A 26,546-nucleotide genomic window follows, 5' to 3' on the forward strand; every position below is an offset into this window, starting at 1 on the left:
AATCCGGAAACGAAGCGTTTCCGGATTCTTACACAGCCACTGGATCGTTCAACTGATCCTTAACTGATCGGCATTACCCATGTGGGCCCTTATTTTTTAACCAATCGTCATCAAACTGGCGTTACCACCCGCTGCGGCGGTATTCACGCTCAGTGAGCGCTCTATCAACAGACGTTCCAGCAGCAGATTGGTTTCGCCACGCGCGAAGCCCTGTACCGAAACAATCGCACCGTCCCGCGCGGCAACCTGCTCGCACAGCACGCGCAATTGATCCGCGTCACCGTGGTAGATCACCGCATCAAACCCGGCTGCCAGCACATCTTTCACCAGCACCACGTGTTTTTGTACGGCGGCAGGCAGTGATTTGCGCAGCGCGCGATGCAACTCATCATCCTGCCACAGCGCCTGGCTGCCCACGCTGGTCACTGCCGCAAGCTGTGTCAGTGCGTCCTGCTCGTTATCCGCAATACAGAGGACGTTATCGCGCGGCAGAAGCGTGAAGGTGTTACGTTCACCCGTTGGGCCTGGCAGCAGTCGCACCGTACCCGCCTGCGCCAGCTCGTCATAACGCTGACAGAGCGCCAGCAGTTCAGGTTTATCCTGCGCCCAGCTCTGCAATGCCTGGTGCGCGCTCATCAGCTCAGCACGTACGGAACTGTCGACTGGACGCTCGGCATCCTGACGATCGAAGGTCTTACGCAGTGCACTGTCTGGGCGGTTTGCCAGCAGGCGATAGAGATACAAAGGACCTCCGGCTTTTGGACCGGTGCCGGATAAACCTTCTCCACCAAAGGGCTGCACGCCGACGACCGCGCCGACCATATTGCGGTTCACATACAGGTTACCGACCTTCGCGCCTGCCGTGACTTGCGCGATGGTTTCATCAATACGCGTATGCACACCCAGTGTCAGACCGTAACCAGAGGCGTTAATCTGATCGATCAGCTGTGGCAGGCTGTTACGCGCATAACGCACCACGTGCAGCACTGGGCCAAACACTTCTTTATCCAGATCGCTCACCTGACCCAGCTCGATCAGGGTTGGCTTGATAAAGGTGCCGCTGGTCCACTCTTTGCTGTCTTGCGGATTGTCCTGCGCCGCCTGATACACGGTGAAACCTTTATTGCGCATCGCCTGAATGTGGCGCTCGATGTTACCTTTGGCTTCGGCGTCGATCACCGGGCCGATATCCGTAGAAAGACGTTCCGGATTGCCCATGCGGCATTCAGCCATCGCGCCACGCAGCATTTTCAGGGTGTGATCGGCGACATCATCTTGTACGCACAGCAGACGCAGCGCCGAGCAACGCTGTCCGGCGCTGTCAAAGGCGGAGGCAACGATATCGACCACCACCTGCTCAGTCAGCGCCGAAGAATCCACGATCATGGCGTTCATGCCGCCGGTTTCAGCAATCAGCGGCGTTGGGCGGCCTTGCGGATCGAGACGACCCGCCAGATTGCGTTGCAGCAGCGTCGCGACGGCGGTGGAACCGGTGAACATCACACCGCGTACTCGCTCGTCACCCGTTAACTGTGCACCGACAGTCTCGCCCTGGCCCGGCAGCAGTTGCAGCACACCTGATGGCACGCCCGCATCCAGCATGATTTGTACCGCCTGCGCGGCTATCAGCGGCGTCTGCTCAGCGGGTTTCGCCAGCACGCTGTTACCGGCTGCCAGTGCTGCAGCAATCTGACCGGTGAAGATCGCCAGCGGGAAGTTCCACGGGCTGATGCACACCACTGGGCCGAGCGGACGATGGGTCTCGTTATCGAAATCATCTCGCACCATACCGGCGTAGTAATAGAGGAAATCAACCGCTTCACGCACCTCGGCAATGGCGTTGTTGTAGGTCTTACCTGCTTCACGCACCAGCAGGCCAATCAGCTGCTGCATCTGGCCTTCCATCGCTTCGGCGGCGCGCTCCAAAATGGCTGCACGTTCTTGTGGCGGAGTGGCAAACCAGATTGGACCGGCATTCACTGCGGCATCCAGCGCTTCCGAGACTTCTGCTTCGCTGGCATCGCGCACGCTGCCCACCACATCGGCTGGCGCAGACGGGTTGAGTACCGGACGGCTCACGCCGTCACCCAGCTCACCTTCGACCAGCGGCTGGGCAATCCATGGCTGGCTGGCGCTATTGAGCAGGGCGCTGGAGAGTGATGCCAGACGATGTTCGTTAGCCAAATCCAGACCGGCTGAGTTGGCGCGCTTCTCACCATACAGATCGCGCGGCAGCGGGATTTTCGGATGCGGTAAACCGACTGCGCCTTCGGTCAGCGCCATCTTCTCCACCGCAGAAACCGGATCGGCAACCAACTCATCCAGCGGCAGGGTGTTATCCGCGATGCGGTTAACAAACGAGGTGTTGGCCCCGTTTTCCAGTAAGCGACGTACCAGATAGGCGAGCAGGGTTTCATGGGTGCCGACCGGCGCGTAGATACGGCACGGACGGTTCAGTTTGCCGTCTGCCACTTTGCCGACCACCTGCTCATACAGCGGTTCGCCCATGCCGTGCAGGCACTGGAACTCGTACTGACCCGGATAGTAGTTATTGCCTGCGAGCTGATAGATCGCTGCCAGCGTGTGAGCGTTATGAGTAGCAAATTGCGGATAGATCAGATTCGGTACCGCCAGCAGTTTGCGGGCGCAAGCCAGGTAAGAGATGTCGGTGTACACTTTGCGGGTATAAACCGGATAACCTTCCAGCCCTTCAATCTGCGCACGTTTGATTTCGCTATCCCAATACGCGCCTTTCACCAGACGGATCATCAGGCGACGGCGGCTACGTTGGGCGAGATCGATCAGGGAGTCGATCACAAACGGGCAGCGCTTCTGGTATGCCTGAATCACAAAGCCAATCCCGTTCCAGCCGTCCAGTTCCGGCTCGAAGCACAGTTTTTCCAGCAGATCGAGCGACAGTTCCAGACGGTCTGCTTCTTCCGCATCGATATTGATACCGATGTCGTAAGAGCGGGCCAGTAAGGTCAGTGATTTAAGGATCGGATATAGCTCTTCCATCACGCGTTCATACTGCGCGCGGCTATAGCGAGGATGCAGGGCCGACAGTTTGATCGAGATGCCTGGACCTTCATAGATGCCACGGCCATTGGAAGCTTTACCAATAGCATGGATCGCCTGCTGATAGGACACCAGATAAGCTTTGGCATCGCTGGCGGTCAGCGCCGCTTCACCCAGCATATCGTAGGAGTAGCGGAAGCCTTTCTCTTCCAGTTTGCGCGCATTGGCCAGTGCTTCCGCAATGGTTTCGCCGGTAACGAACTGCTCGCCCATCAGGCGCATCGCCATATCCACGCCTTTGCGGATCAGCGGTTCTCCACTCTTACCAATAATGCGATTAAGTGAACGCGACAAGTTGGCTTCATTGTGAGTCGATACCAGACGTCCGGTAAACAGCAGACCCCAGGTCGCGGCGTTAACGAACATCGACGGGCTGCGGCCCAGATGCGACTGCCAGTTGCCATTGCTGATTTTGTCGCGAATCAGCGCATCACGAGTTGGTTTGTCGGGAATACGCAGCAGCGCTTCCGCCAGACACATCAGCGCCACGCCTTCCTGCGAAGAGAGGGAGAACTCTTGTAACAGGCTTTGCACCATTCCGGCGCGCCCGGTTGCACCTTTTTGGTGACGCAACTTATCCGCCAGGCTATAAGCCAGCTGATGCGTTTTCTCGGCCAACGGGGCAGGGAGACGCGCCTGCTCCAGCAGCATCGGTACCGCATCGGTTTCCGGACGACGCCACGCAGCGGTGATGGCAGAGCGCGTGACCGACTGCGGCAAAATATGTTCAGCGAAGTCGAGGAAGGGCTGGAATGACTCGTCTGCCGTGCCTTCTTCACTGGCGGCGTCGGCGAGCTGTAGGGGAATTTCCGGCATTGATTCACCGGCTTCCAGCTGCGAAAGGTAGTTAAAAATCGCCTGTTTGATCAGCCAGTGTGGCGTGCGGTCAATTTTACCTGCCGCCAATTTAATGCGATCGCGGGTGGCTTCATCCAACTTCACCCCCATGGTGGTCGTTCCCATGATTTCCTCGTCCTCAAAATATGATTCAACATCAGCGTGGGCTGCACTATCACTCATGTTGCAACTTTGTGCAACCATGTTAAATGTGACCTGAGTTGCACGTTTATCAACACTTAAAATCGGTCATGTGAAGAAACGGCACAAAACTTGCTGCAAGAAGCTCGCCAAAGTTGCAACTCCCGTCAACGAGAGCACTCTCATGCTGAACAAGGTGCAACTCAAAGTGTGAGCGTGTGCAACCTATTGGCATTAAATCAGCGAAGTCAGGTGAAACCATTGTGACAGCTGTGTTAAATGCATTGTGCGCGCCGCCCCTTTGCGGCAGGATACCGCGCCTTAAGAGAAATCGCTTTCTCTGGATGCGGTAAAGCCCTGATGCCGTCCCGTTCCGGTGGCACAGGAAAAAAGATTTCTCTTAACGGATTAAATAATAAGTGGAGAGAGTATGAGTATGAGTACACCGATGTTGGTGACCTTTGTAATTTATATCCTGGGAATGGTGCTGATTGGCTTTATTGCCTACCGTTCGACCAAAAACTTTGACGACTACATTTTGGGCGGACGCAGTTTAGGCAGTGTGGTCACCGCACTGTCAGCGGGTGCATCAGATATGAGCGGTTGGTTGCTGATGGGCTTACCCGGCGCCATCTTCCTTTCCGGCATTTCAGAAAGCTGGATCGCCATTGGCCTAACCATCGGTGCCTGGCTTAACTGGAAAATTGTGGCAGGTCGCCTGCGCGTGCAGACCGAACATCACGATAATGCCTTAACACTGCCGGACTTCTTCTCCAGCCGTTTCGAAGACAAAAGCAAGCTGCTGCGTGTTATCTCCGCTGTGGTCATTCTCATCTTCTTCACCATTTATTGCGCATCAGGCGTGGTTGCGGGTGCGCGTCTGTTTGAAAGCACCTTCGGTATGGATTACCAAACTGCGCTGTGGGCCGGTGCTGCTGCCACCATTCTTTATACGCTGGTGGGCGGATTCCTGGCGGTGAGCTGGACCGATACCGTGCAGGCCAGCCTGATGATCTTCGCGCTGATCCTCACCCCGGTGTTTGTGATTATCGCGGTAGGTGGCCTGGATGATTCACTGGCGGTGATCGAAGCAAAAAGTCTTGAAAACCTCGACATGCTGAAAGGGCTCAACTTTGTTGCCGTTATCTCCTTACTCGGCTGGGGCCTGGGCTACTTTGGACAACCGCATATCCTGGCGCGCTTTATGGCGGCGGATTCACATCACTCGATTCGCACTGCACGTCGCATTGGCATGACCTGGATGATCCTGTGCCTGGCCGGTGCCGTGGCGGTGGGCTTCTTCGGTATCGCCTACTTCCAGAACCACCCTGAACAAGCGGCAGGCGTAAGCCAGAACGGCGAACGCGTGTTCATTGAACTGGCGCGTATCCTGTTTAACCCGTGGATTGCTGGCATCCTGCTGTCTGCGATACTGGCTGCGGTGATGTCCACCTTAAGCTGCCAGCTGCTGGTGTGTTCAAGCGCCCTGACAGAAGACCTCTACAAAGGCTTCCTGCGTAAAAATGCCAGTCAGAAAGAGCTGGTGTGGGTAGGGCGTTTAATGGTGCTGCTGATTGCGTTGATCGCTATCGCGCTGGCGGCCAATCCGGAAAACCGTGTGCTCGGCTTAGTCAGCTATGCATGGGCGGGCTTTGGTGCTGCCTTCGGTCCGGTTGTTCTGTTCGGCGTATGCTGGAAGCGTATGACCCGCAATGGCGCGCTAGCTGGGATGGTGATTGGTGCACTGACGGTGCTGCTGTGGAAACAGTATGGTTACACCGAACTGTATGAAATCATTCCTGGCTTCATCTTCGCCAGCATCGCGATTGTGGTGTTCAGCCTGATCGGCAAAGGCCCATCAGAACAAGCACAGGCGCGCTTCGCTGCCGCTGAAGCTGAATACAACACCAAGTAATTTTGTCTCTGACACACTAAGCCCGCCCGTCAAACGGCGGGCTTTTTTTATGGAATCGACCAGGCTTCAGCATTCCCTTCAAAGCAATGACGTAGTTAATCGTTCAATAAAGGCCATTCCGAGGAGCGAAGCGTCCGCGAAATGGACGGCGCGGCCGATCTGCAGGGATGCGTGGTTTCTTCGCGATCGGGATGGCCTTTAGTGGACAATGCGCTGAACTCAAAGCGACACCTCTGCACTGAACCTGAAGCGATAACTCTGCACCGAACGTGCAGCGAAAACCCGGCACTTAACCTGCACCGAACGTGCAGCGAAAACCCGGCACTGAACCTGCAGCGATATCCCGGCACTGAGCTTGCAGCCACACCCCCAGCACTGAATATTTATCTGAACGCTGAAATCCCCATCGCCCATTTTCACAGAATCCGCATTACAGCCCGCAAATGAGAAATAATTTCATTCAGTGACTTGTAATTCTACCCGCGATAATGATAATCGATATCGTTTGCACTTTACGTATTTTTACCTAAGGTTTACCCTGCTTAACAATCAAGAGGTTGGTGATGTTCGTACCGTTTCTCATTATGCTGCGTGAAGGTCTTGAAGCAGCTCTCATCGTCAGCCTGATTGCCAGCTACCTGAAACGCACCCAGCGTACACAGTGGTTCCCCGCGATGTGGGCGGGCGTCTTCATTGCCGCGGCACTCTGCTTAGGCCTTGGCATCTTCATTAATGAAACCACCGGCGAATTCCCGCAAAAACAACAAGAACTGTTTGAAGGCATCGTCGCGGTCGTCGCGGTGGTTATCCTCACGTCCATGGTGTTCTGGATGCGCAAAGTCTCGCGCAACATCAAAGCTACGCTGGAACGCTCGGTGGACCAGGCATTGCAAAAGCAGGGCGGCGGTGGCTTCCCGTTGGTCCTCATGGTCTTTCTGGCCGTGGCTCGTGAAGGGCTTGAATCGGTATTCTTCCTGCTCGCTGCTTTCACCCAGGATGTCGGCTACGCGCCGCCTATTGGTGCAGTACTCGGCCTGTTGACGGCGATTGTATTGGGCATGCTGCTCTACTACGGCGGCATCCGCCTCAACCTGGCGAGCTTCTTCCGCTGGACCAGCTTATTCATTCTCTTTGTTGCCGCAGGTCTCGCGGCAGGTGCGATCCGTGCTTTCCACGAAGCGGGGCTCTGGAACCACTTCCAGGACATTGCTTTCGACCTCAGCAACACGCTCTCCACCCACTCGGTGGTCGGTACGCTGCTGGAAGGCATTCTCGGCTATCAGGAAACGCCAAGCGTCAGTGAAGTGGCGGCCTGGCTTATCTACCTGATTCCGGCGCTGCTGCTGTTCTTCTTCCCGGCGCGCCCAACGGCCAGTGCTGCGCGCACCACGCGCTGAAATTAAATCAGGCGCGATTGCGCGCCTGTTCTTCCATGTAACAGGGATATCACTATGACGATTCGCTTCCGCCGTAAGGCGCTGTTGGTTTCAATGCTGGCTCTCTCAGGCGCCGCATCTGCTGCATCCATCCCGCAAGTCACGGTCACCGTCACTGACAAACAGTGTGAGCCGATGTCGCTTAATGTGCAGGCGGGTAAAACCCAGTTCATCATCAAAAACAACAGCCAGAAAGCGCTGGAGTGGGAAATCCTGAAAGGGGTAATGGTGGTGGAAGAGCGTGAAAACATCGCACCGGGCTTCAGCCAGAAACTGACCGCGAACCTCGAAGCGGGCGAATATGACATGACCTGTGGCTTGCTGACCAACCCGAAAGGCAAACTGGTGGTATCGGGTGAGTCGAAAACCGCTGCCAAAGGTAAAACCGACATCATGCAGCTGGCTGGCCCAATCACGGACTACAAAACCTACGTGATGAGCGAAGTCAAAGAGCTGGTGGCGGGCACTCAGGCCTTCACCGATGCGGTTAAAGCGGGCGACCTGGAAAAAGCCAAAGCGCTGTACGCACCAACCCGTGCGCACTACGAGCGTATCGAACCGATTGCAGAACTGTTCTCCGATCTGGACAGCAGCATCGATGCCCGTGAAGATGACTTCGAGAAAAAAGCCGAAGATCCGAAATTCACCGGCTTCCACCGCATCGAAAAAATCCTGTGGGCCGACAAAACCACCAAAGATGCAGAAGAGTTTGCGACTAAGCTGAATCAGGACGTGCTGGATCTGCAGACCCGCATCAGTGAACTGGCCTTCCCTCCGGCGAAAGTGGTCGGTGGCGCAGCAGGTTTGATCGAAGAAGTGGCGGCCAGCAAAATCTCCGGTGAAGAAGATCGTTACAGCCGTACCGACCTGTCCGACTTCCAGGCCAATATCGACGGTGCACAGAAAATCGTTGATCTGCTGCGTCCACAGCTGCAAAAAGCTAACCCGCAGCTGCTGGCGAAAGTCGATGCTAACTTTAAGAAAGTCGACAGCATCCTCAGCAAATACCGCACCAAAGACGGTTTCGAATCTTACGAGAAACTGACTACCGCTGACCGCAATGCGCTGAAAGGGCCGATCACCACTCTGGCGGAAGATCTCTCCCTGCTGCGCGGAACTTTAGGTCTCGACTAATCATGAGCCATAAAAATGACGCGGCAGAGCCGTCGCGTCGTCGTTTATTGCAGGGGTTAGGTATGTTGGGCGGCGCGGCCGCCCTGAGTGGCGGTTGTCCGTTCCATACGGCAGCCGCGGCTGACAGCTTCTCTCCCGGCACGGTTGCACCCGATGCGCGCCAGCAGGCGCAACCTTTCTACGGCACTCACCAGGCTGGCATTATCACCCCGCAGCAAGCTTCGATGATGCTGGTAGCTTTTGACGTCTTAGCCAGCGATAAAACCGATCTGGAGCGCTTGTTCCGTTTGTTGACCGAGCGCTTCGCTTTCCTGACCAAAGGAGGCGCCGCGCCAGTTGTCACCAACCCGCAGCTGCCGCCAATGGATTCCGGCATTCTTGGCGCCGATATCGCACCCGATAATCTCACCATGACGCTGTCCGTGGGCACCTCGTTGTTTGATGAGCGCTTTGGTTTAAGTGCACACAAACCGACGCAACTGCAAAGCATGACGCGCTTCCCCAACGATTCGCTGGATGCCGATCAGTGTCACGGCGATCTGCTGCTGCAAATCTGCGCCAATACGCAAGATACGGTGATACACGCACTGCGCGACATCATTAAGTACACGCCCGATCTGCTGGCCGTGCGCTGGCGGCGCGACGGCTTTATCGCCGACCACGCTGCACGCAGTCACGGTAAAGAAACGCCGATCAATCTGCTGGGCTTCAAAGATGGCACCGCTAACCCTGACACGCATAATCCTGCGTTGATGGATCAGTTGCTGTGGGTCACTGCAAATCAACAAGAACCCGCATGGACGCATGGCGGCAGTTATCAGGCGGTGCGTATCATTCGTTTCCACGTTGAAATGTGGGATCGCACTCCACTGGGTGAACAGCAAACGATATTCGGTCGTGAGAAACTTTCCGGTGCGCCGCTGGGCATGAAAGAGGAACATGACGTGCCGGATTACAGCAAAGACCCGGATGGCGATGTCATCGCGCTGGATGCGCATATCCGTCTCGCTAACCCACGCACGCCGGAAACCGACAGCAGTTTAATGCTGCGCCGGGGTTACAGTTACTCCTCAGGGATTACCGGTTCGGGGCAGCTAGATATGGGACTCTTGTTCGTTTGCTATCAGCATGATTTAGCCAAAGGCTTTATCACCGTGCAAAAACGTCTCAATGGCGAAGCGCTGGAAGAATATATTCGTCCGATTGGCGGCGGATATTTTTTCGTTTTGCCCGGCGTACCTGACGAAAAACATTACCTTGGCCAGCCTTTACTGCAGGCCTGATTAATAAACGCACCGTGCCAGCACAGCGATAAGGTTGCGCTGGCGCTTTTTTCACCGACCGTAAACTTTCCCCTGGTCGCTTCCACTTCCGAATGTTCCGAAAAAGTTCGTCGCACGTCAAATAATCCATCCCACTGAAATTGCGAGATAATTTAATTTAAGACGAAAATTCTCATGCTTCGCTTATCTGTTTTTCTTTGTCGTGACGTAAAAATACTGTTGCAAAGCATGGTTAATATGATGCACTTTACTCATAAGCGTTGTCAGTTGTGTGGCTAAGTCCACTGGAGTTCGCGCATGACCCGGTCCTTCTATGGACAGTTAAATACACTTCAGCTAGCGCAGTACACTGCGGGGGATTTCTTCCCTCCAAAGTATCCTCTTCACTTTTCAATTATCGTTTCCGAACTAACGCCAATTCTCTACCGGTGCGCTTCAGCGCTTCGTCGTTGTTGCACACTATTTTCAATGGCCAGACCCGGCTTACAAGGAAGCCAAACAAACCTCTAAAGCGTTCAAGTCATCGCCGCGGGTGATCCGCCGCGATAAATGAAACCAACTGTAAGGTGCCACTATGGGAAGACAGAAAGCAGTGATCAAAGCGCGTCGTGAAGCAAGAAGAGTCGTTCGTAGTGATTCTCGCAGTCACCGTCAGCGCGAAGAAGAATCGGTCACTTCGCTGGTGCAGATGGGTGGGTTGGACTCAATTGGTATGGCGCGTGATTCACGCGATCGTGGTCCGATTGAAGCCAGAAATGAAGCTCAGGCGCACTATCTTAATGCCATAGAAACGAAACAGCTGATATTCGCCACCGGTGAAGCCGGTTGCGGTAAAACCTGGATTAGCGCAGCCAAAGCGGCTGAGGCCCTGATCAATAAGGATATCGAAAGGATTATTGTGACGCGCCCGGTTCTGCAGGCGGATGAAGACCTCGGTTTCCTCCCTGGGGATATTTCCGAGAAGTTCGCCCCGTATTTCCGACCGGTATACGACGTTCTGGTTAAACGTCTCGGCGCTTCCTTTATGCAGTACTGCCTGCGGCCTGAAATTGCCAAGGTAGAGATTGCGCCCTTCGCATATATGCGCGGACGTACGTTTGAGAATGCGGTAGTGATCCTTGATGAGGCACAAAACGTCACTGCGGCACAAATGAAGATGTTCCTGACACGCTTAGGTGAGAACGTGACGGTTATCGTCAACGGTGATATCACCCAGTGTGACTTGCCGTCCCATGTCAAATCCGGTCTTGCTGATGCGCTGGCGCGTTTCGAAGAAGACGAGATGATTGGTGTGGTGCGTTTCGACAAAAACGACTGCGTCCGTTCGGCACTTTGCCAGCGCACGCTGCTGGCTTACGGTTAACCATTGAGTAGTAGTTGATTGAGAGTGTAGCGAAGCAAAACCCGGCGCAAGCCGGGTTTTTTTATTGCTGCTCAGCCTGGTTCAATGGCGCGCATCAATAACTGCTGGTTAGGAAAATCGATCAGAACACGATGATGTTGTAAAAAATAAGTGCCAATTAAACCCTCTGGATAATGCATGAATCCTTTCATTTATTTTTTCCTATATGAGTATTTATCACATCCAGATATCTTCAGTGTCGGTATTCATAAAACGCGAAAGGTTTACTCCTCATGCTGCGTTATTTTTTATCCAAAAATGTTTTACGCGCCATTATGTGATCGAACACAGGAACATCTTCGGAAAACCGTGCAGTACGTGCATCACGCTCATAGCCCTGAGGTTCGCACAGGAGTTGATAAAGCTCCGGGCGACGACCATGGATCCAGCGGCGTCCGGTAGACATCGCCAGTAACGAGAGATCCAGGTCGGCACTCACCAGCGTATCCCTGAAGGAAGTGGTTTCGTTAACGATGCGGCCATAGGGGTCAATCACCATCGCATTGCCGGTACGGATCTCGCCGTTATCCAGTCCGACGCCATTACTGAACAGGACGAAAAGACCGTTATCGTGCGCACGCGAAGGCAGCCAGCGCATCAACCAGCCTCGACCGCTGTCGCTAGCCAGAGCGATTTCCAGTGCGCTGGGATCGCTTTCTCGGTTTTCCCACAGGCTCACCGGAATGGGTTTCATACCAAAGGGACTGCGTGAATGGGTGCCACCTGTTTGATGCGGGGCAATCAGAATATCGGCTCCCATGAGCGCGGTGATGCGGACGTTATCGGTTAAATTATTGTCCCAGCAAATCAGAATCCCGACTTTCACCCCCCATGGCGTGTCAAACACGGTGAATTCATTTCCCTGGGCGATGCCCGCATGTTCGAAAGCATGGATCTTACGATGTACATGGCGTTGGCCATCCGGCATGCAGACCGCATAGGCATTGTAGAGCAGTCCATTATCATGCTTTTCGATGTAGCCGGCGCCGATCGCCATCTGATGCTTTTCCGCCAGGCTCGCGATACGCGCCAGTGACGGGCTGTTTTCCGTGCGCTCGGCCAGGGCTTCGACCTCTGTAATGGGCAGATCCGGCACATGCCAGTAACCCGTGATGCACATTTCAGGAAAGGCTAATATTTTGACTTCTTCTTGTGCGGCCTGCGCGATAAAGCGCTCCATCACGGAAAGATTGTAAGCTTTGTCGCTGGCGCGATGGCAAAACTGCACGGTGGCAACGCGAAGTGAATGTTCCATGGTGATTCTCCGAAAGGAAATAGGTCGCTATTTCACCAGAGGGAAAACCACCGTGTATAATCACAACTTCTCCCACTTTGATAACCGATTGGAATGGATATTAAACTGTTACGCGCCTTTGTGACGCTGGCGCAAGAAGGCACCTACCACTCGGCGGCCAATAAGCTCTGCATCACCCAGCCCGCACTATCGAAACAGATCCAGACACTGGAGCACCTTTCTGGTGTGACGCTATTTCAGCGCGGACGGCATGGCGCGCGGTTAACGGTGGCGGGAGATCAATTGTTAGCGGCTGCCAGCGAGGCAGTGGAACGCTATGCGGATTTTTTCGCTGACGTGACGGCGATCCAAAGAGGGGATTCAGGAAAACTCACTCTGGGTTTTGGCATCTCTTCTTATCTTTTTGCTGCCAAACGTGTCGCTGCCTTTCGCGTTCGTTATCCCGGCGTAAAGGTCTCGCTCAACGATATGCCTTCGGCGGTTCAGACCCAATGGCTTGCTGAAGGACGACTGCAGGTGGGATTTGTGCGCTTACCCGTGCCTGAATCACTGCAAAGTCACAGTCTGGATACGGAACAATTAGTGCTGGCGGTAGCCGCTGATCAATTATTGAGTCACTTAGAAGCAACGCAGGTTATTGAAAATCATCAACTCTTACAGTTGGCACCTCAGCGGGGCGAAGGGCTCACTACGCAGGCCGATCAATTCCTGACCGCAAGAAACCTCACGCCGCGCACGGTGTCGGCTGCTGATGATATCCAGACGTTACTGGCGCTGGTGGCCGCTGGTGATGGTGTGGCGTTACTGCCGGCGAGTGTGAAACACATCCTGCCTGTAGGCGTCACACTATTGCCGCTGGAAGGCGAGCATACCCAATGGCACACCGGTTTGGCGTGGAATGGTCAGATTAAGGACCCGCTAAGAGACAAGTTTTTAGCGATGGTAATGGAAAATGGCCAGATAAATTAACGATGTGGCTGAATTGAAGACAAAAAAAAGCCTGAACTTTCGTTCAGGCTCTTCTTCAAAATGATGGCGGTGAGAGGGGGATTCGAACCCCCGATACGTTGCCGTATACACACTTTCCAGGCGTGCTCCTTCAGCCACTCGGACATCTCACCACATTTTTTCTGCCAACCGCACTGGGTCAACGGGGCGCTACTATAGGGAGTTACCTGAATACGGTCAAGCCCTATTTTCTCCTTTTGTTCTATCCGCTTAAGCTCTGTGCAGCTTGCTGCATCTCTCGCCGAACTGCGTGTTCTGTCATCAAATTATTCCTTCTCTGCCACAAAAGTGTCACCAGACTGTCGCAGACTTGTCTGCGGAAACATTTGGTTATATTTACTGATAAGGATGCTTATAAATGAAACACATACCTCTTTTTACGGTTTCTCTGCTGGCTTCACTCATCGCGACGTCAGCTGTCGCAGATTCAACAACGTATAGCCGCGCCGCCACCGGTGATATCACCGAACACGGTGGCGCGCGCCGCCTCAGCAGCGACCAGACGGAAGCGCTGAAATCCTCATTAATCAATACCACGGCCAAAAACGTCATCTTATTGATCGGCGATGGCATGGGTGACTCGGAAATCACCGCCGCACGAAATCAGGCGATGGGCGCGGGTGGTTTCTTCCCAGGCATTGATGCGCTGCCGTTAACCGGTCAGTACACCCACTACTCGTTAGACAAGAAAACTCACAAACCGAATTACGTGACCGATTCGGCTGCCTCCGCGACCGCCTGGGCGACGGGCACCAAATCTTATAACGGCGCCATCGGCGTAGACGTTAATGGCAAGGATCAGGTCACCATTCTGGAGCTGGCGAAAGCCGCTGGGAAAGCCACCGGTAACGTCTCGACTGCAGAATTACAGGATGCCACGCCCGCCGCTTTGATGGCGCATGTCACGTCGCGTAAATGTTATGGCCCGGAAAAAACCAGCGAGCTGTGTCCCACCAATGCGCTGGAGCAGGGCGGTAAAGGGTCCATCAGCGAGCAGATGCTGAAAACCCGTCCAGATGTCACCCTCGGCGGCGGGGCGAAATCGTTCTCTGAAAGCGCCAAAGCGGGTGAATATCAGGGTAAAACCCTGCGCGAGCAGGCTCAGGCACTGGGCTTCCAGCTGGTCGATAACCTTGATGGCATGAATGCAATTAAACAGGCCGATCAGACGAAGCCGGTGCTCGGGCTGTTCTCTGACGGCAATATGCCGGTTCGCTGGCAGGGACCGAAAGCCAGCTATCACGGCAATATCGATAAACCGGTGGTGACCTGTGAAGTGAATAAAGATCGCCCGGCATCAACACCAACATTGGCGCAGATGACTAAAAAGGCGATTGATCTGCTGAGCACCAATGAGAAAGGTTTCTTCCTGCAGGTGGAAGGCGCGTCAATTGATAAACAGGATCACGCGGCGAACCCGTGCGGCCAGATTGGCGAAACGGTGGATCTGGATGAGGCCGTGCAGCAGGCGCTGGCCTTTGCACGTGAACACGGTGACACGCTGGTGGTAGTGACGGCAGACCATGCGCATAGCAGCCAGATTATTGAAAATGGCCGCAAAGCCCCAGGCCTGACCCAGGCGGTGAACACCAAAGATGGTGCGGTCATGACCATCAGCTACGGTAACTCTGAAGAGGATTCTCAGGGACATACCGGCACACAGCTGCGCATCGCGGCCTATGGGCCTTATGCGGCTAACGTGGTGGGCCTGACCGATCAGACTGACTTGTTCTTTACGCTGAAGGATGCAATGGGCATCAAGTAATCACTCCCGGCAGCAACGAGAATCCCCGCATCAGCGGGGATTTTTCTGGCTGCAGATTGGTGCGAATTACAATCCGCGCTGCGCCATTAAGCGCGCTAAATCCACCAGACGATTTGAGAATCCCCACTCGTTATCGTACCAGGCGAGGATTTTCACCAGGTTGCCGCCAATCACCAGGGTAGAGAGCCCATCAATGATCGATGAACGCGGATCGCCCTGATAATCGCTGGAGACCAGTGGCTCATCGCTGTATCCCAGAATGCCTTTTAATGGACCCTCAGCGGCGGCGGCCTTAAATGCATTGTTCACTTCTTCTGCCGTCACATCACGCTTCAGCGTCACGGTAAGATCCACAATCGACACCACCGGCACCGGTACGCGCAATGAATAGCCCGTCAAACGTCCATCCAACTCGGGAATAACACGGCCCAGCGCTTTAGCCGCACCGCTGGAGTAAGGCACGATTGACAGCGCCGCCGCACGCGCACCGCGCAGATCCTTCTCAGGCTGATCGTGCAGCACCTGGCTATTGGTATATGCATGAGTGGTATTCATTAGACCATGCTCAATACCAAATGCCTGATGCAATACCTGCGCGGCGGGCGCCAGACCGTTGGTGGTACAACTGCCGTTACTCACCACGAAATGCTGCTGGGGATCGTAACGCTGGTCGTTCACACCCAGCACAATCGTCAAATCATCGTTTTTACCAGGAGCAGAGATAATCACTCTTTTTGCGCCGCCGTGCGTGATATGCACTGCCGCTTTCTCGCGCTCGGTGAAGAAGCCGGTGGCTTCAATCACAATATCAACACCCACGTCACGCCAGCGGATATTGGCCGGGTCGCGCTCGCTGAACACCCGCACTGGCTTACCATCGATGCGCAGCTCACCCTCACCGGCCTCAACTTCTGCAGGAAGTCTGCCCAGCAGTGAATCGTGTTTAAGCAGATGCGCCAGCGTTTTGCTGTCGGTGAGATCGTTAATCGCCACAATCTCAATATCATCGCTTCCCAGTGCGGCGCGGAATACGTTACGTCCGATACGGCCAAAACCGTTAATGCCAACCTTGATCATCATTGACTCCTTATCCGAAGTGGTTGCAGTCAATGTAGGACGATGCGTGATTGGCGTAAACGACAAAAAAGGATCACTTTACGCCATTTTACGGCAGTGAAAGCGTTGGCGATATTCACCCGGAGTGAGATGCAGCTGGCGCTCAAAACTGCGGCGCAAATTGATGCTGCTGCCAAATCCGGTGTCAAGGGCGATACTTTCCAGCGTCGCGCGACTCTGCTCCAGCTGTTCTCGTGCGGCGGCCAGTCGCGCTTCTGCGACATAGCGCGCCGGTGACGCACCGGTTTCACGGGTGAATACGCGGGTGAAATTGCGTGGACTCATGGCGACACGTTCGGCCAATTTCTCAACCGACAGATCTTTCGCCAGGTTGGCGCGTATCCAGCTTTGCAGATCGTGGATCGGGCCGGTGCTGGTTTGTTGTAGCTGGTAGCGGCTGAACTGCATCTGTCCGCCGGGGCGACGCAAATACATCACCATATCCTGAGCGATATCGCGTGCTACGCTGAAACCAAAATCCTCTTCAACCAGCGCCAGCGTGAGATCAAAGCCGGAACTGACGCCGCCGGACGTCCAGATAGGACCATCCTGAATATACAGCGGACCCCCTTCCACCTGGACACGGGGGAAGCGGGTTTGCAGGGTTTCCAGCAGGCGCCAGTGTGACGTGGCGCGGCGTCCGTCGAGCAAACCGGCTTCGGCGAGCAGCATCGCGCCACCACAAATAGACACCACACGCCGAGCCTGAGGAGCCGCCAGCCTGATGAAATCCACCACCATATTGCCTTCTTCAACGCTGTCACCGCGTCCGGTAATCATGATGGTGTCCCAGGCGGCACGGGGATCTAATTCGGCCAGCTTCAGGTCAGCCAGCAGGTTGAGGCCCGACTGACCATGAATCACCTGATGTGACTGCGTGGTGGCGATACTGACACGATAACGTGGCTGATCAACGCCGACCGGCAGGTGCAGGTTGGCGTGCATTAGGATGTCGGCAATACCGGCGGCTTCAAACAGCATGCCGCCATCGGGAACAATAACGAGGAAATGCTTCATGGCGTAAAATGCTCATCGTGGCAAATTAAGCCAGATTATGGCACGGCAGCATTATTTTTGCTGGTAATACGGTCCCTGAGTGATCGAATTGCGCAGCACCAGTCGGCCCGGCATCAGTGGCTGCGCCGTCACGCTTTCGCCATCCAGCATTTTAGACAGTTGCGTTAATGCGCTCGACACCATCTCAGCAACCGGAACATGCACCGTGGTTAACGCCGGCAGGAGATAGGGCGCAACCGGGATATCATCAAAGCCCAGCAAGGAGACGTCATGCGGGATGCGCAAACCCGCGTTGTGCAAGGCGCAGGCGGCGCCAATCGCCATATCATCATTGCTGGCGACAATCGCGGAAAATGTGACTTTACGACGTAACAGTGCTTCAACCGCCAGCTGCCCACTGGCGCTGGTCCAGCAGCCATCCAGCATCAGGTTTTCATCGTATTCAATGCCATTTTCCATCAACGATGAAATATAGCCTTTCAGGCGACTTAATCCGGTGTGAGAGCTACCCATCCCTTTGATAAAAGCGATCTCGCGGTGGCCCTGAGCAATCAAATGATTCACAGCGTTGAGGGTGTCATTTTCGTGGTCAGCACACACCGAATATTGCGGATGCTGCTTCAAACGGCGATTTAACACGATTAACGGCTTACTCATACCAGGAATAAGGGCATCAATATCTTCCACGCTTAAATAGCGCGGATAGATAATCACGGCATCGCAAAAGCTATCGATTAAAAAGTTTATGGCCTCGCGCTCTTGCTGCGCATTGTGTTTACCATCGCCCAGCACCAGTTGTGAACCGAGTTTTTCCGTCATGGTCGCGGCCTGGAATAGTAGCTCGGTAAAAAAGGGACCATTGTAAAGCGTGTTGGGCACCATCAGACCAATACTGTGCGAACGGTTGGTCGCAAGACTTCGTGCCAGCAGATTAGGACGGTAATCCATCTCATCTATGGCCAGCATCACCCGATCCCGCACCGTTTTAGACACATAAGCATGGCCAGCCAGCACCCGTGACACCGTGGCTTTTGACACACCTGCGCGTTTTGCGACATCAAGCATTGTCGTCATTTATCTTCCTTCTCAGCGTTCTCGCGCATTGTAGCGCAAAAGCTCAATCTGAAAACCGCAGAGTGAGGCTCTTCTAACCGATAACGTTTTTTCTCATTATCATCTGATTTCATCACATATTTAAAAGGCTAACATAAAAATAATATGAAACCGGTCTCAGATTAATCATCTTTTCACTCTTTAAATAAGGTTTAACGGTTTGAGTTATGGATCACAAAAAGAACAAATTGAATCTGTAACCGGTTGCAGAAACGATTCTCGGCGCGTAATTATTTAAAAAAAACGGAGGGTGTCATGGTGAAAATTCTATTGTGTTGTTCCGCAGGTATGTCAACCAGCATGGTCGTACAAAGAATGCAGAAAGCCGCTACGCAGCTGGGTTTAGAAGCCACAATTGATGCCGTTGGCATGGAAGAGTTCAGTGAAAAAATCGCCGAGTATGACTGTTGTCTGCTAGGCCCGCAGATCAAATATAAGCTGGCAGATTTCGAACGTCAGGCACAGGAGTATCACAAACCGGTTACCGTCATTAATACCATGGATTACGGCATGTTAAATGGCGAAAAGATCCTGAAGTCGGCGCTCGCCCTGATTGATGCTAATAAGGGGGCATGATGAGTACACTGGCTGACTCCTTATTTGGTGTGATTGAAAACCGCATCAGCCCGATTGCTGCGCGACTCTCCTCGCAACGGCATGTGGTGGCGATCAAGGACGGATTTATTGCCTCGATGCCGTTCCTGATTGTCGGCTCATTTATGCTGCTGTTCTCACATCCTCCTTTCAGTCAGGACAGCCAATGGGGCTTCGCCCAGTGGTGGCTGGGTATGGTGAAGCAGTACAACGACCAGCTGATGATGCCCTACAACATGACGATGGGCATCATGGCGGTGTTCATCACCGGCGCGATTGCCTATAACCTGGCGCAAAGCTACAAACTGAATGGCCTGATGGCGGCGCTGCTGTCGCTGATGACTTTTTTGGTGGTGGCTGCACCGGAAAAGAACGGCGCATTGTCCGTCGCTTCGCTGGGTGGGGAAGGGATATTCACCGCCATTCTGATCAGCCTGTACTGCACGGAAGTGATGCACTGGCTGGTGAAGTACAACATTGGTTTCAAACTGCCGGAACAGGTGCCGCCGAAAATTCGTCAGTCCTTTGACCTGCTGATCCCCATCATGGTGATTTTCCTGACGCTCTACCCGCTGAACCTGTTTATGGAGAGCCACTTTGGTCTGTTGATTCCTCAGGCCATCATGTCAGTGTTTGCGCCAATTATCTCAGCAGCCGATTCACTGCCTGCGGTGCTCATCGCCGTATTGCTATGTCATTTGCTGTGGTTCGCCGGCATTCACGGCGCGGCGATTGTCGGCGGCATCCTGCAGGCATTCTGGCTGAGTAATCTGGGACTGAACCAGGAAGCGTTAAATGCCGGGCAAGAGATCCCTAAAATCTTTATCGAGCCATTCTGGCAATTCTTCATCACCGTAGGCGGATCGGGTGCCACCATGGGCCTGGTGATTCTCTATCTGCGCAGCCGCTCCGCGCATCTGCGCGCCATCGGCCGCCTAGGCTTTGTACCCGGTATGTTTAACATCAATGAGCCGATTATTTTCGGTTCGCCGGTGGTGATGAATCCGCTGCTGTTTATTCCCTTTATCACCACGCCGTTGATCAACGCGGTTATCGCCTGGACCGCCACCCGCACCAACCTGATCAACCACGTCATTTCGCTGGCACCCTGGACCACGCCGGGACCGATTGGTGCCGCCTGGTCAACCGGCTGGGACTGGCGCGCAGTGGTGTTAGTCGCGTTCCTGATTTGTTTGTCCACGCTGATTTATTACCCGTTCTTCAAAATGTATGAACGCCAACTGCTTGCGCAGGAAGAAGAGATGGCGCAGGAACAACTGGCTGAGGAGATGAAGTAATGCAAGAGATGCAGGAAATGGAAAGCACGGTGATGGAGCTGATTATTCATGCCGGGGAAGCCCGTTCATCATCGATGCAGGCACTGCAAGCGGCCCGAAAACACAACTGGCAGGAAGCCGATGCGTTGCTGGCAAGTGCACGAAATGCTGCGCGCGAAGCCCACAAAATTCAAACCGCGTTGATCGGTGCGGATGAAGGCTGCGGCAAAATTCCGGTCAACCTGATTATGGTGCATGCGCAGGATCATCTGATGAACGCCATGTTGTGCCGCGATTTAGTTGAAGAGCTGATCTATCTGCATCGTCAGGTGCAGGAGTTATCGAAAACCCACTTGCAGTAAGACGCAGTTAATCACATGAAAGGATGGATTATGTCTCAGTTACCGGCTGATTTTTTATGGGGCGGCGCCGTTGCCGCGCATCAGGTTGAAGGTGGATGGAACGAAGGCGGTAAAGGGCCGAGCATCGTCGATGTGTTGACGGGCGGAGCGCATGGCGTTGAACGTGAAATTACCGATGGCATTGTCGAGGGGAAACACTACCCCAATCATCAGGCCACCGATTTTTATCATCATTACAAAGATGATATCGCGTTGTTTGCCGAGATGGGTTTTAAATGTTTTCGTACCTCGATTGCCTGGACACGCATCTTCCCGAAAGGCGATGAGCAACAACCTAACGAAGCGGGCCTGCAGTTCTACGACGACATGTTTGATGAGCTGCTCAAATATGGCATCGAACCGGTGATTACGCTGTCGCACTTCGAGATGCCATTGCATCTGGTGCAGCAATATGGCGGCTGGCTGAATCGTGAATTGATCGATCTCTTTGTGCGCTATAGCGAAGTGGTGATGAAGCGCTACAAAGGCAAAGTGAAATACTGGATGACCTTTAACGAGATCAACAACCAGCGTAACTGGCGCCGACCACTGTTCGGCTACAGCAACTCAGGCGTGATTTTCACCGATCATGAGAAGCCGGAAGAGGTGATGTATCAGGTGCTGCATCATCAGTTTGTGGCCAGTGCCAGAGTGGTGAAGTTGGGGCATCAAATCAATCCTGAATTCAAGATCGGTTGCATGCTGGCGATGGTGCCGCTGTATCCGTGGTCATGCCATCCTGATGACGTAATGTACGCGCAAAAGTCGATGCAGGAACGCTATCTGTTTGGCGATGTGCACATGCGCGGTGCCTATCCTTCGTACATTTTGAAAGAGTGGGAACTGCGCGGATTCCACATTGAGATGGCGCCGGAAGATGCACAAACGCTGCGAGAAGGCTGCACCGACTATCTCGGCTTTAGCTATTACATGAGTAACGCCGTGGAGTATGCCAGTGCAACGCGCATGGACAGCGCACTTGAAGCTTTCCCCGGCAGCCGTAAAAACCCTCACGTTCAGGCGTCAGATTGGGGATGGCAGATTGATCCCGTCGGCCTGCGCTACACGCTAAATGCGCTGTATGAGCGTTACCAGAAGCCGCTGTTTATTGTGGAAAATGGTTTTGGCGCCGTCGATCAACGTGAGGCCAACGGCGAGGTCAATGATGACTATCGTATTGCCTACCTGCGTGAACACATCGAGCAAATGAAAAAAGCCGTACTGGAAGATGGCGTGGATTTAATGGGCTTCACGCCCTGGGGCTGTCTGGACTGTGTCTCTTTTGGCACCGGCCAATACAGCAAACGCTACGGCTTTATTTACGTAAACCGTAATGACGATCAAACCGGCGATTTTTCGCGCTCGAAGAAAAAGAGTTTTGCCTGGTATAAACAGGTCATCGCCTCGCAAGGTGAAGCGCTTTAATTCGCATTGCCCGGGCAGGTAGCCCGGTTAAATCAGAGTTGTCATCTCTTCGGCAGTGAATATCCTTTCCAGCCTGCGCAGGCAGGCTGAATAAATAACATGAACCCGAACCAGGAAAAATATCATCCATGCGGTGAGGCCTGATGCTGCCTGAAACGGCGCTTCTGCTCACCTGATTGCAACCAAACGGAGTTATATCCTATGCCAAATAAGATCAAAATTGTCACTATCGGTGGGGGTTCCAGCTATACGCCTGAGTTGATTGAAGGACTTATCCTGCGTCAGGAGCAGTTACCGATTGCCGAGTTGTGGCTGGTCGATATTGAGGACGGCGCAGAGAAGATGGAAATCGTTGGCAGTATGGCAAAACGCATGATCGCGGCTGCCAAACTCGACTGGCAGGTGCATCTTTCTCTCGAGCGCAAGGAAGCGTTAAAGGATGCGGATTACGTGACCACCCAGTTCCGCGTGGGGTTGCTGGATGCACGCTTAAAAGACGAAGTGATTCCATTAGCCAATGGTTTACTGGGCCAGGAAACTAACGGCCCGGGCGGGATATTTAAAGCGTTTCGCACGGTGCCGGTGATTCTCGATATTATCGAGGATATGCGTCAATTGTGCCCAAACGCCTGGCTGGTGGATTTCACTAATCCGGCAGGTATGGTCACCGAAGCGGCGATTAAATATGGCAAGTGGGAAAAAACCGTTGGCCTGTGCAATGTGCCGTTCGGCCATATCACTCAGGCTTGCAGCGTGCTCGGTGCGGAAGAGAACGATCTCTATTTCAAATTTGCCGGGCTTAACCATTTCCACTGGCATCGCGTATGGGATCAGCAGGGCAATGAACGCACCGCAGAACTGATTGATAAAATCTATTCCCCAGACCAGCAGGAAAAAAGCGATGAAGGGCTGAAAAATATTCATCAGATTCCTTTTAACTACGATCAGGTAAAACATCTTGGCCTGCTGCCCTGCGGTTACCATCGCTATTACTATTTGCAGGAACCGATGCTCGCTCATGCCATCGAAGAGTTCGATCACTATGAAACCCGCGCTGAAGTGGTGAAGAAAACCGAAGCGCGGTTGTTCGAGTTATATAAAGACGTGAACCTTAATTACAAGCCTGAAGAGTTGAGTCAGCGGGGCGGGGCGCATTACAGCGATGCGGCTTGCGATCTCATTGCATCGATTCAAAATAACAGCGGAAAATTAATGGTGGTCTCAACGCGCAATAATGGCGCGATTGCCGATTTACCGTTTGATTGCGTGGTGGAGGTCACTGCCGCCATCACTTCTCATGGCGCAGAACCGCTGCGTTGGGGAGCGTTACCGCCTGCGGCGCGCGGCATGATTCAGTTAATGAAAGCCATGGAGGAAACAGTGATTGAAGCCGCCGTTACTGGAGATTACGGTGCGGCATTACACGCTTTCACCATTAATCCGCTGATTCCGGCGGGCGACACGGCGATCAAAGTGCTGGATCAATTGTTGTATGCCCATAAAGCCTATTTGCCGAAGTTCGCCAGCAAAATTGCGGAGATTGAGCAGACCAAACCGGAGATCGTTACCTTCGTCGATCAGTTACTGGCCGACAGGCAAGCGCACGCGCATAGGGCGTGATGAGGTTTTATCAGGATCGAATGAGGCAGGAAGGAGACTGAAGACGGTGCCCGTTTGAACATCGCTGGGCACCGGGAAAAGCACTCACCGTCTTGTTGGGCGGTGAGTGGATCAGCATTACGCGGTGAGTTCGTTACGTACGATAGCAGCACCTGCGCTCAAGGCTTCCAGCTTACCTCTGGCAACACGGCGCGACAGTGGCGTCATACCGCAGTTAGTAGAAGGATAAAGCTTATCGGCGTCGACAAACTGCAGTGCTTTACGCAAGGTATCAGCCACTTCTTCCGCAGTTTCAATAGTGTTGGTCGCCACATCAATGGCACCGACCATCACTTTTTTGCCACGGATCAGCTCAATCAGATCCATTGGCACGCGCGAATTCTGCGCTTCCAGTGAAATGATATCGATAGAAGACTTTTGCAGTTTAGGGAACACTTCTTCGTACTGACGCCACTCAGTGCCGAGGGTCTTTTTCCAGTCGGTATTCGCTTTAATGCCGTAGCCATAGCAAATGTGCACGGCGGTTTCGCACTTCAGACCTTCAACGGCTCTTTCCAGTGCGGCAATGCCCCAGTCGTTTACTTCATCGAAGAACACGTTAAATGCGGGTTCATCAAACTGAATAATATCAACACCGGCTGCTTCTAACTCTTTGGCTTCCTGGTTAAGAATTTTGGCAAATTCCCAGGCGAGTTTTTCACGGCTTTTGTAGTGACCATCATAAAGCGTATCGATCATGGTCATTGGGCCTGGCAGAGCCCACTTAATCTGTTGTTTGGTTTGCTGGCGCAGGAATTTAGCATCTTCAACAAACACCGGCTTTTTACGCACTACTTCACCGATCACGCTCGGCACGCTGGCGTCATAGCGATTGCGAATTTTCACAATCTCACGTTTTTCAAAATCAACGCCGCTGAGATGCTCAATAAAGGTGGTGACGAAGTGCTGGCGCGTTTGCTCGCCATCACTGACGATATCAATACCCGCTAATTGCTGATCCTGCAGGGATAACAGCAGGGCATCTCTTTTGCCTTCAGCTAATTCATCACCCTGCAATTTCCATGGCGACCACAGCGTTTCAGGTTGAGCAAGCCAGGCCGGTTTCGGTAAGCTTCCTGCCGTTGAAGTAGGCAATAACAATTTCATAATCAATAACCTTTTATTTTGGCTTAATCAAAGAACGTAATGTGCAGACCACTGCTCAAGAATGTCTTGATAGGGTTTGATGAAGTGCTCTTCCGTATACTTCCCCTGCTCAATAGCCAACCGGCTGCGTTCTTCTCGATCGTAAACAATGCGCGTTAATGAATGGTCGCCATGTGTCAGGCTTGGCTGATAGCACTGGCCTGCGGCAGAGTTGGCATTGTAAATTTCCGGGCGGTAAATCTTCTGGAACGTCTCCATGGTGCTGATGGTGCCGATCAGTTCCAGATCCGTGTAATCATTCAGCAAGTCACCGGTGAAATAGAAAGCTAATGGCGCGACGCTGTTTTCGGGCATGAAGTAGCGCGCCTGCAATCCCATTTTGCCGAAGTAATGGTCGGTGAGAGACAGCTCATCTTGCTGATATTCAAAGCCCAATACCGGATGCTGATAGTCAGTGCGATGATAGGTGTTCTTGCTCGATACGCTCAGGCAGATTACTGGCTTTTTATTAAAGCGCTCCTGATAAGCCGCCGAGTTGACGAAACTTTTAAAGATATTGCCGTGCAGATCACCGAAACCTTCCGGCAGGCTGAAACCGGAGTTATTGTTATTGGCCGCCAGCAGACGCACGCTAAAATCGTAATCACGCACGTAGGACGAGAAGTTATTGCCTACGATGCCATCGGTACGCTGCTGAGTTTTGCGATCAACAATATTGGTTTTCAGGATTTCGATCACCGGGAAGGTTTTGCCATTGCCTTCAATATCAATTTCCGCAGAAATGATTTCCAGCTCAACGGCATAACGATCGCCTTTTGGGTTGTCCGCGTGCGCCAGAGAGTTGAAACGGTTGTTCATCATCATTAAGGCATTGCGCAAATTCTGCTGGCGATGGGTTCCACGTGCCAGGTTAGCAAAGTTCGTGGTGATGCGCGTATTTTCAGATGGATTGTAGTTCTCATCGAAAACGCTGCTCTTAATTGAAAATGCAAAATCGTTGCTCATGATGCTCGGGTATCCTGATTTCAGCTGCAAAACCTTTCCGGCTTTAGGCGGGTAGACCTGATACTGCGGCCTATCACCTGCGGTAGATTTCACATTGTCTTAAGTCAATAACAATGCGAATTTTATGCCAGAGTCACTCAGTGATTGAAAGTGATTAAACTTCAAACCTGCATGAGCCAATTTCATGATCGGGTTCACACTCTGAAGCAGGGTGGTCAGAAGGGGGATTTTTTGCGGAAAAGCGAGCGTTGAATGTTTGTTAGACCAGAGATTAAAGCGATGTGATGGTCAGCACGCCCGGAGGCGACGCGGAAGAATTTACCTAATGGGAAATAAAAAATCCACGCCAGGCGTGGATTTTTTTGGCTGAATTTAATTCAACAGGGTCAAATCATCGACTTGAAGATTGGATGTTAAATGGTTATGTTTTGCACCATCGGTCTGGGCGAAGACGGGCCGATGCATCAGCCGGTTGAGCAGCTGGCTAACGTGGCGTGCGGGGGATATGTGCTGGACGCTGCCCGATCGGTGCTGGCCTGATAAAAAAATGGAGCATCGTGATGATGCTCCATTATTAT

The 26,546-nt window shown here is 53.2% G+C and carries 20 protein-coding genes and 1 tRNA gene; 13 read left to right on the top strand and 8 right to left on the bottom strand.

Annotated features, from left to right (window positions below; genetic code table 11):
- Positions 1-96: 96 nt before the first annotated feature.
- Positions 97-4,041: a trifunctional transcriptional regulator/proline dehydrogenase/L-glutamate gamma-semialdehyde dehydrogenase gene (putA, locus tag AC1MDE_RS15485; protein WP_480344809.1), complete on the bottom strand. Its 3,945-nt coding sequence runs from the start codon at positions 4,039-4,041 to the stop codon at positions 97-99.
- 445 nt (positions 4,042-4,486) lie between these two features.
- Here putA and putP point away from each other — a divergent pair, with 445 nt between their 5' ends.
- The 5 genes from putP to phoH all read left to right on the top strand — a co-directional run bounded on the left by putP (position 4,487) and on the right by phoH (position 11,187).
- Entirely contained in the window at positions 4,487-5,971 is a 1,485-nt protein-coding gene (gene putP, locus AC1MDE_RS15490) for a sodium/proline symporter PutP (RefSeq protein ID WP_479400764.1), read from the top strand.
- 563 nt (positions 5,972-6,534) lie between these two features.
- Complete coding sequence (gene efeU / locus AC1MDE_RS15495; protein WP_058959854.1) at positions 6,535-7,368, top strand: iron uptake transporter permease EfeU; 834 nt, start codon at positions 6,535-6,537, stop codon at positions 7,366-7,368.
- Positions 7,369-7,422: 54 nt separating this feature from the next.
- Positions 7,423-8,541, top strand: a complete 1,119-nt coding sequence (gene efeO, locus AC1MDE_RS15500) for an iron uptake system protein EfeO (RefSeq protein ID WP_058959853.1) — start codon at positions 7,423-7,425, stop codon at positions 8,539-8,541.
- 2 nt (positions 8,542-8,543) lie between these two features.
- Entirely contained in the window at positions 8,544-9,824 is a 1,281-nt protein-coding gene (efeB, locus tag AC1MDE_RS15505; protein WP_479400766.1) for an iron uptake transporter deferrochelatase/peroxidase subunit, read from the top strand.
- Positions 9,825-10,398: 574 nt separating this feature from the next.
- On the top strand, positions 10,399-11,187 hold the full coding sequence (phoH, locus tag AC1MDE_RS15510) for a phosphate starvation-inducible protein PhoH (protein ID WP_034824330.1): 789 nt from the start codon (positions 10,399-10,401) through the stop codon (positions 11,185-11,187).
- Positions 11,188-11,467: 280 nt separating this feature from the next.
- On the opposite strand, the gene AC1MDE_RS15515 is transcribed toward phoH, so the two are convergent.
- Entirely contained in the window at positions 11,468-12,481 is a 1,014-nt protein-coding gene (locus AC1MDE_RS15515) for a nitrilase family protein (RefSeq protein ID WP_058960230.1), read from the bottom strand.
- Between the two features lie 93 nt (positions 12,482-12,574).
- On the opposite strand from AC1MDE_RS15515, the gene AC1MDE_RS15520 reads away from it, so the two are divergent.
- On the top strand, positions 12,575-13,450 hold the full coding sequence (locus tag AC1MDE_RS15520; protein ID WP_479398821.1) for a LysR family transcriptional regulator: 876 nt from the start codon (positions 12,575-12,577) through the stop codon (positions 13,448-13,450).
- A 64-nt stretch (positions 13,451-13,514) separates the two neighbouring features.
- Here AC1MDE_RS15520 and AC1MDE_RS15525 read toward each other — a convergent pair.
- Positions 13,515-13,602 (bottom strand) — tRNA-Ser (locus tag AC1MDE_RS15525).
- Positions 13,603-13,847: 245 nt separating this feature from the next.
- Between AC1MDE_RS15525 and phoA the strand changes: the two genes are divergently transcribed.
- A complete protein-coding gene (phoA, locus tag AC1MDE_RS15530) occupies positions 13,848-15,254 on the top strand; it encodes an alkaline phosphatase (RefSeq protein ID WP_058960228.1) in 1,407 nt (468 codons plus the stop codon).
- A gap of 66 nt (positions 15,255-15,320) precedes the next feature.
- Here the strand turns inward: phoA and gap are convergent, their stop codons facing one another.
- The 3 genes from gap to AC1MDE_RS15545 form a co-directional block, all read right to left on the bottom strand.
- Positions 15,321-16,331 carry a type I glyceraldehyde-3-phosphate dehydrogenase gene (gene gap, locus AC1MDE_RS15535; RefSeq protein ID WP_058960227.1) on the bottom strand — a complete coding sequence of 337 codons (1,011 nt, stop codon included), beginning with the start codon at positions 16,329-16,331 and terminating at the stop codon, positions 15,321-15,323.
- Positions 16,332-16,409: 78 nt separating this feature from the next.
- Positions 16,410-17,387, bottom strand: coding sequence for a GlxA family transcriptional regulator (locus tag AC1MDE_RS15540; RefSeq protein WP_479402574.1), 978 nt, complete (start codon positions 17,385-17,387; stop codon positions 16,410-16,412).
- A gap of 51 nt (positions 17,388-17,438) precedes the next feature.
- Positions 17,439-18,461, bottom strand: a complete 1,023-nt coding sequence (locus AC1MDE_RS15545; protein ID WP_479398817.1) for a LacI family DNA-binding transcriptional regulator — start codon at positions 18,459-18,461, stop codon at positions 17,439-17,441.
- 294 nt (positions 18,462-18,755) lie between these two features.
- Here AC1MDE_RS15545 and AC1MDE_RS15550 point away from each other — a divergent pair, with 294 nt between their 5' ends.
- The 5 genes from AC1MDE_RS15550 to AC1MDE_RS15570 all read left to right on the top strand — a co-directional run bounded on the left by AC1MDE_RS15550 (position 18,756) and on the right by AC1MDE_RS15570 (position 23,817).
- Complete coding sequence (locus tag AC1MDE_RS15550; RefSeq protein WP_058960224.1) at positions 18,756-19,076, top strand: PTS sugar transporter subunit IIB; 321 nt, start codon at positions 18,756-18,758, stop codon at positions 19,074-19,076.
- Entirely contained in the window at positions 19,076-20,392 is a 1,317-nt protein-coding gene (locus tag AC1MDE_RS15555) for a PTS sugar transporter subunit IIC (protein ID WP_034824306.1), read from the top strand. Before AC1MDE_RS15550 ends, AC1MDE_RS15555 begins: the two co-directional genes overlap by 1 nt.
- A gap of 8 nt (positions 20,393-20,400) precedes the next feature.
- The gene (locus tag AC1MDE_RS15560) at positions 20,401-20,733 is read left to right on the top strand and encodes a PTS lactose/cellobiose transporter subunit IIA (RefSeq protein WP_034825225.1); all 333 of its coding nucleotides are present in this window, start codon (positions 20,401-20,403) and stop codon (positions 20,731-20,733) included.
- A 30-nt stretch (positions 20,734-20,763) separates the two neighbouring features.
- Complete coding sequence (locus tag AC1MDE_RS15565) at positions 20,764-22,197, top strand: 6-phospho-beta-glucosidase (protein ID WP_480344810.1); 1,434 nt, start codon at positions 20,764-20,766, stop codon at positions 22,195-22,197.
- A gap of 201 nt (positions 22,198-22,398) precedes the next feature.
- Positions 22,399-23,817, top strand: coding sequence for a 6-phospho-beta-glucosidase (locus AC1MDE_RS15570; RefSeq protein WP_480344811.1), 1,419 nt, complete (start codon positions 22,399-22,401; stop codon positions 23,815-23,817).
- Positions 23,818-23,934: 117 nt separating this feature from the next.
- Here the strand turns inward: AC1MDE_RS15570 and AC1MDE_RS15575 are convergent, their stop codons facing one another.
- On the bottom strand, positions 23,935-24,963 hold the full coding sequence (locus AC1MDE_RS15575) for a methionine synthase (RefSeq protein WP_097116825.1): 1,029 nt from the start codon (positions 24,961-24,963) through the stop codon (positions 23,935-23,937).
- A 27-nt stretch (positions 24,964-24,990) separates the two neighbouring features.
- Positions 24,991-25,968, bottom strand: coding sequence for a DUF1852 domain-containing protein (locus AC1MDE_RS15580; RefSeq protein WP_058960220.1), 978 nt, complete (start codon positions 25,966-25,968; stop codon positions 24,991-24,993).
- A 417-nt stretch (positions 25,969-26,385) separates the two neighbouring features.
- Between AC1MDE_RS15580 and AC1MDE_RS15585 the strand changes: the two genes are divergently transcribed.
- Positions 26,386-26,508, top strand: a complete 123-nt coding sequence (locus AC1MDE_RS15585) for a hypothetical protein (protein WP_479398809.1) — start codon at positions 26,386-26,388, stop codon at positions 26,506-26,508.
- The last annotated feature ends 38 nt before the right edge of the window (positions 26,509-26,546 follow it).

The organism is Pantoea folii (genome assembly GCF_056678875.1).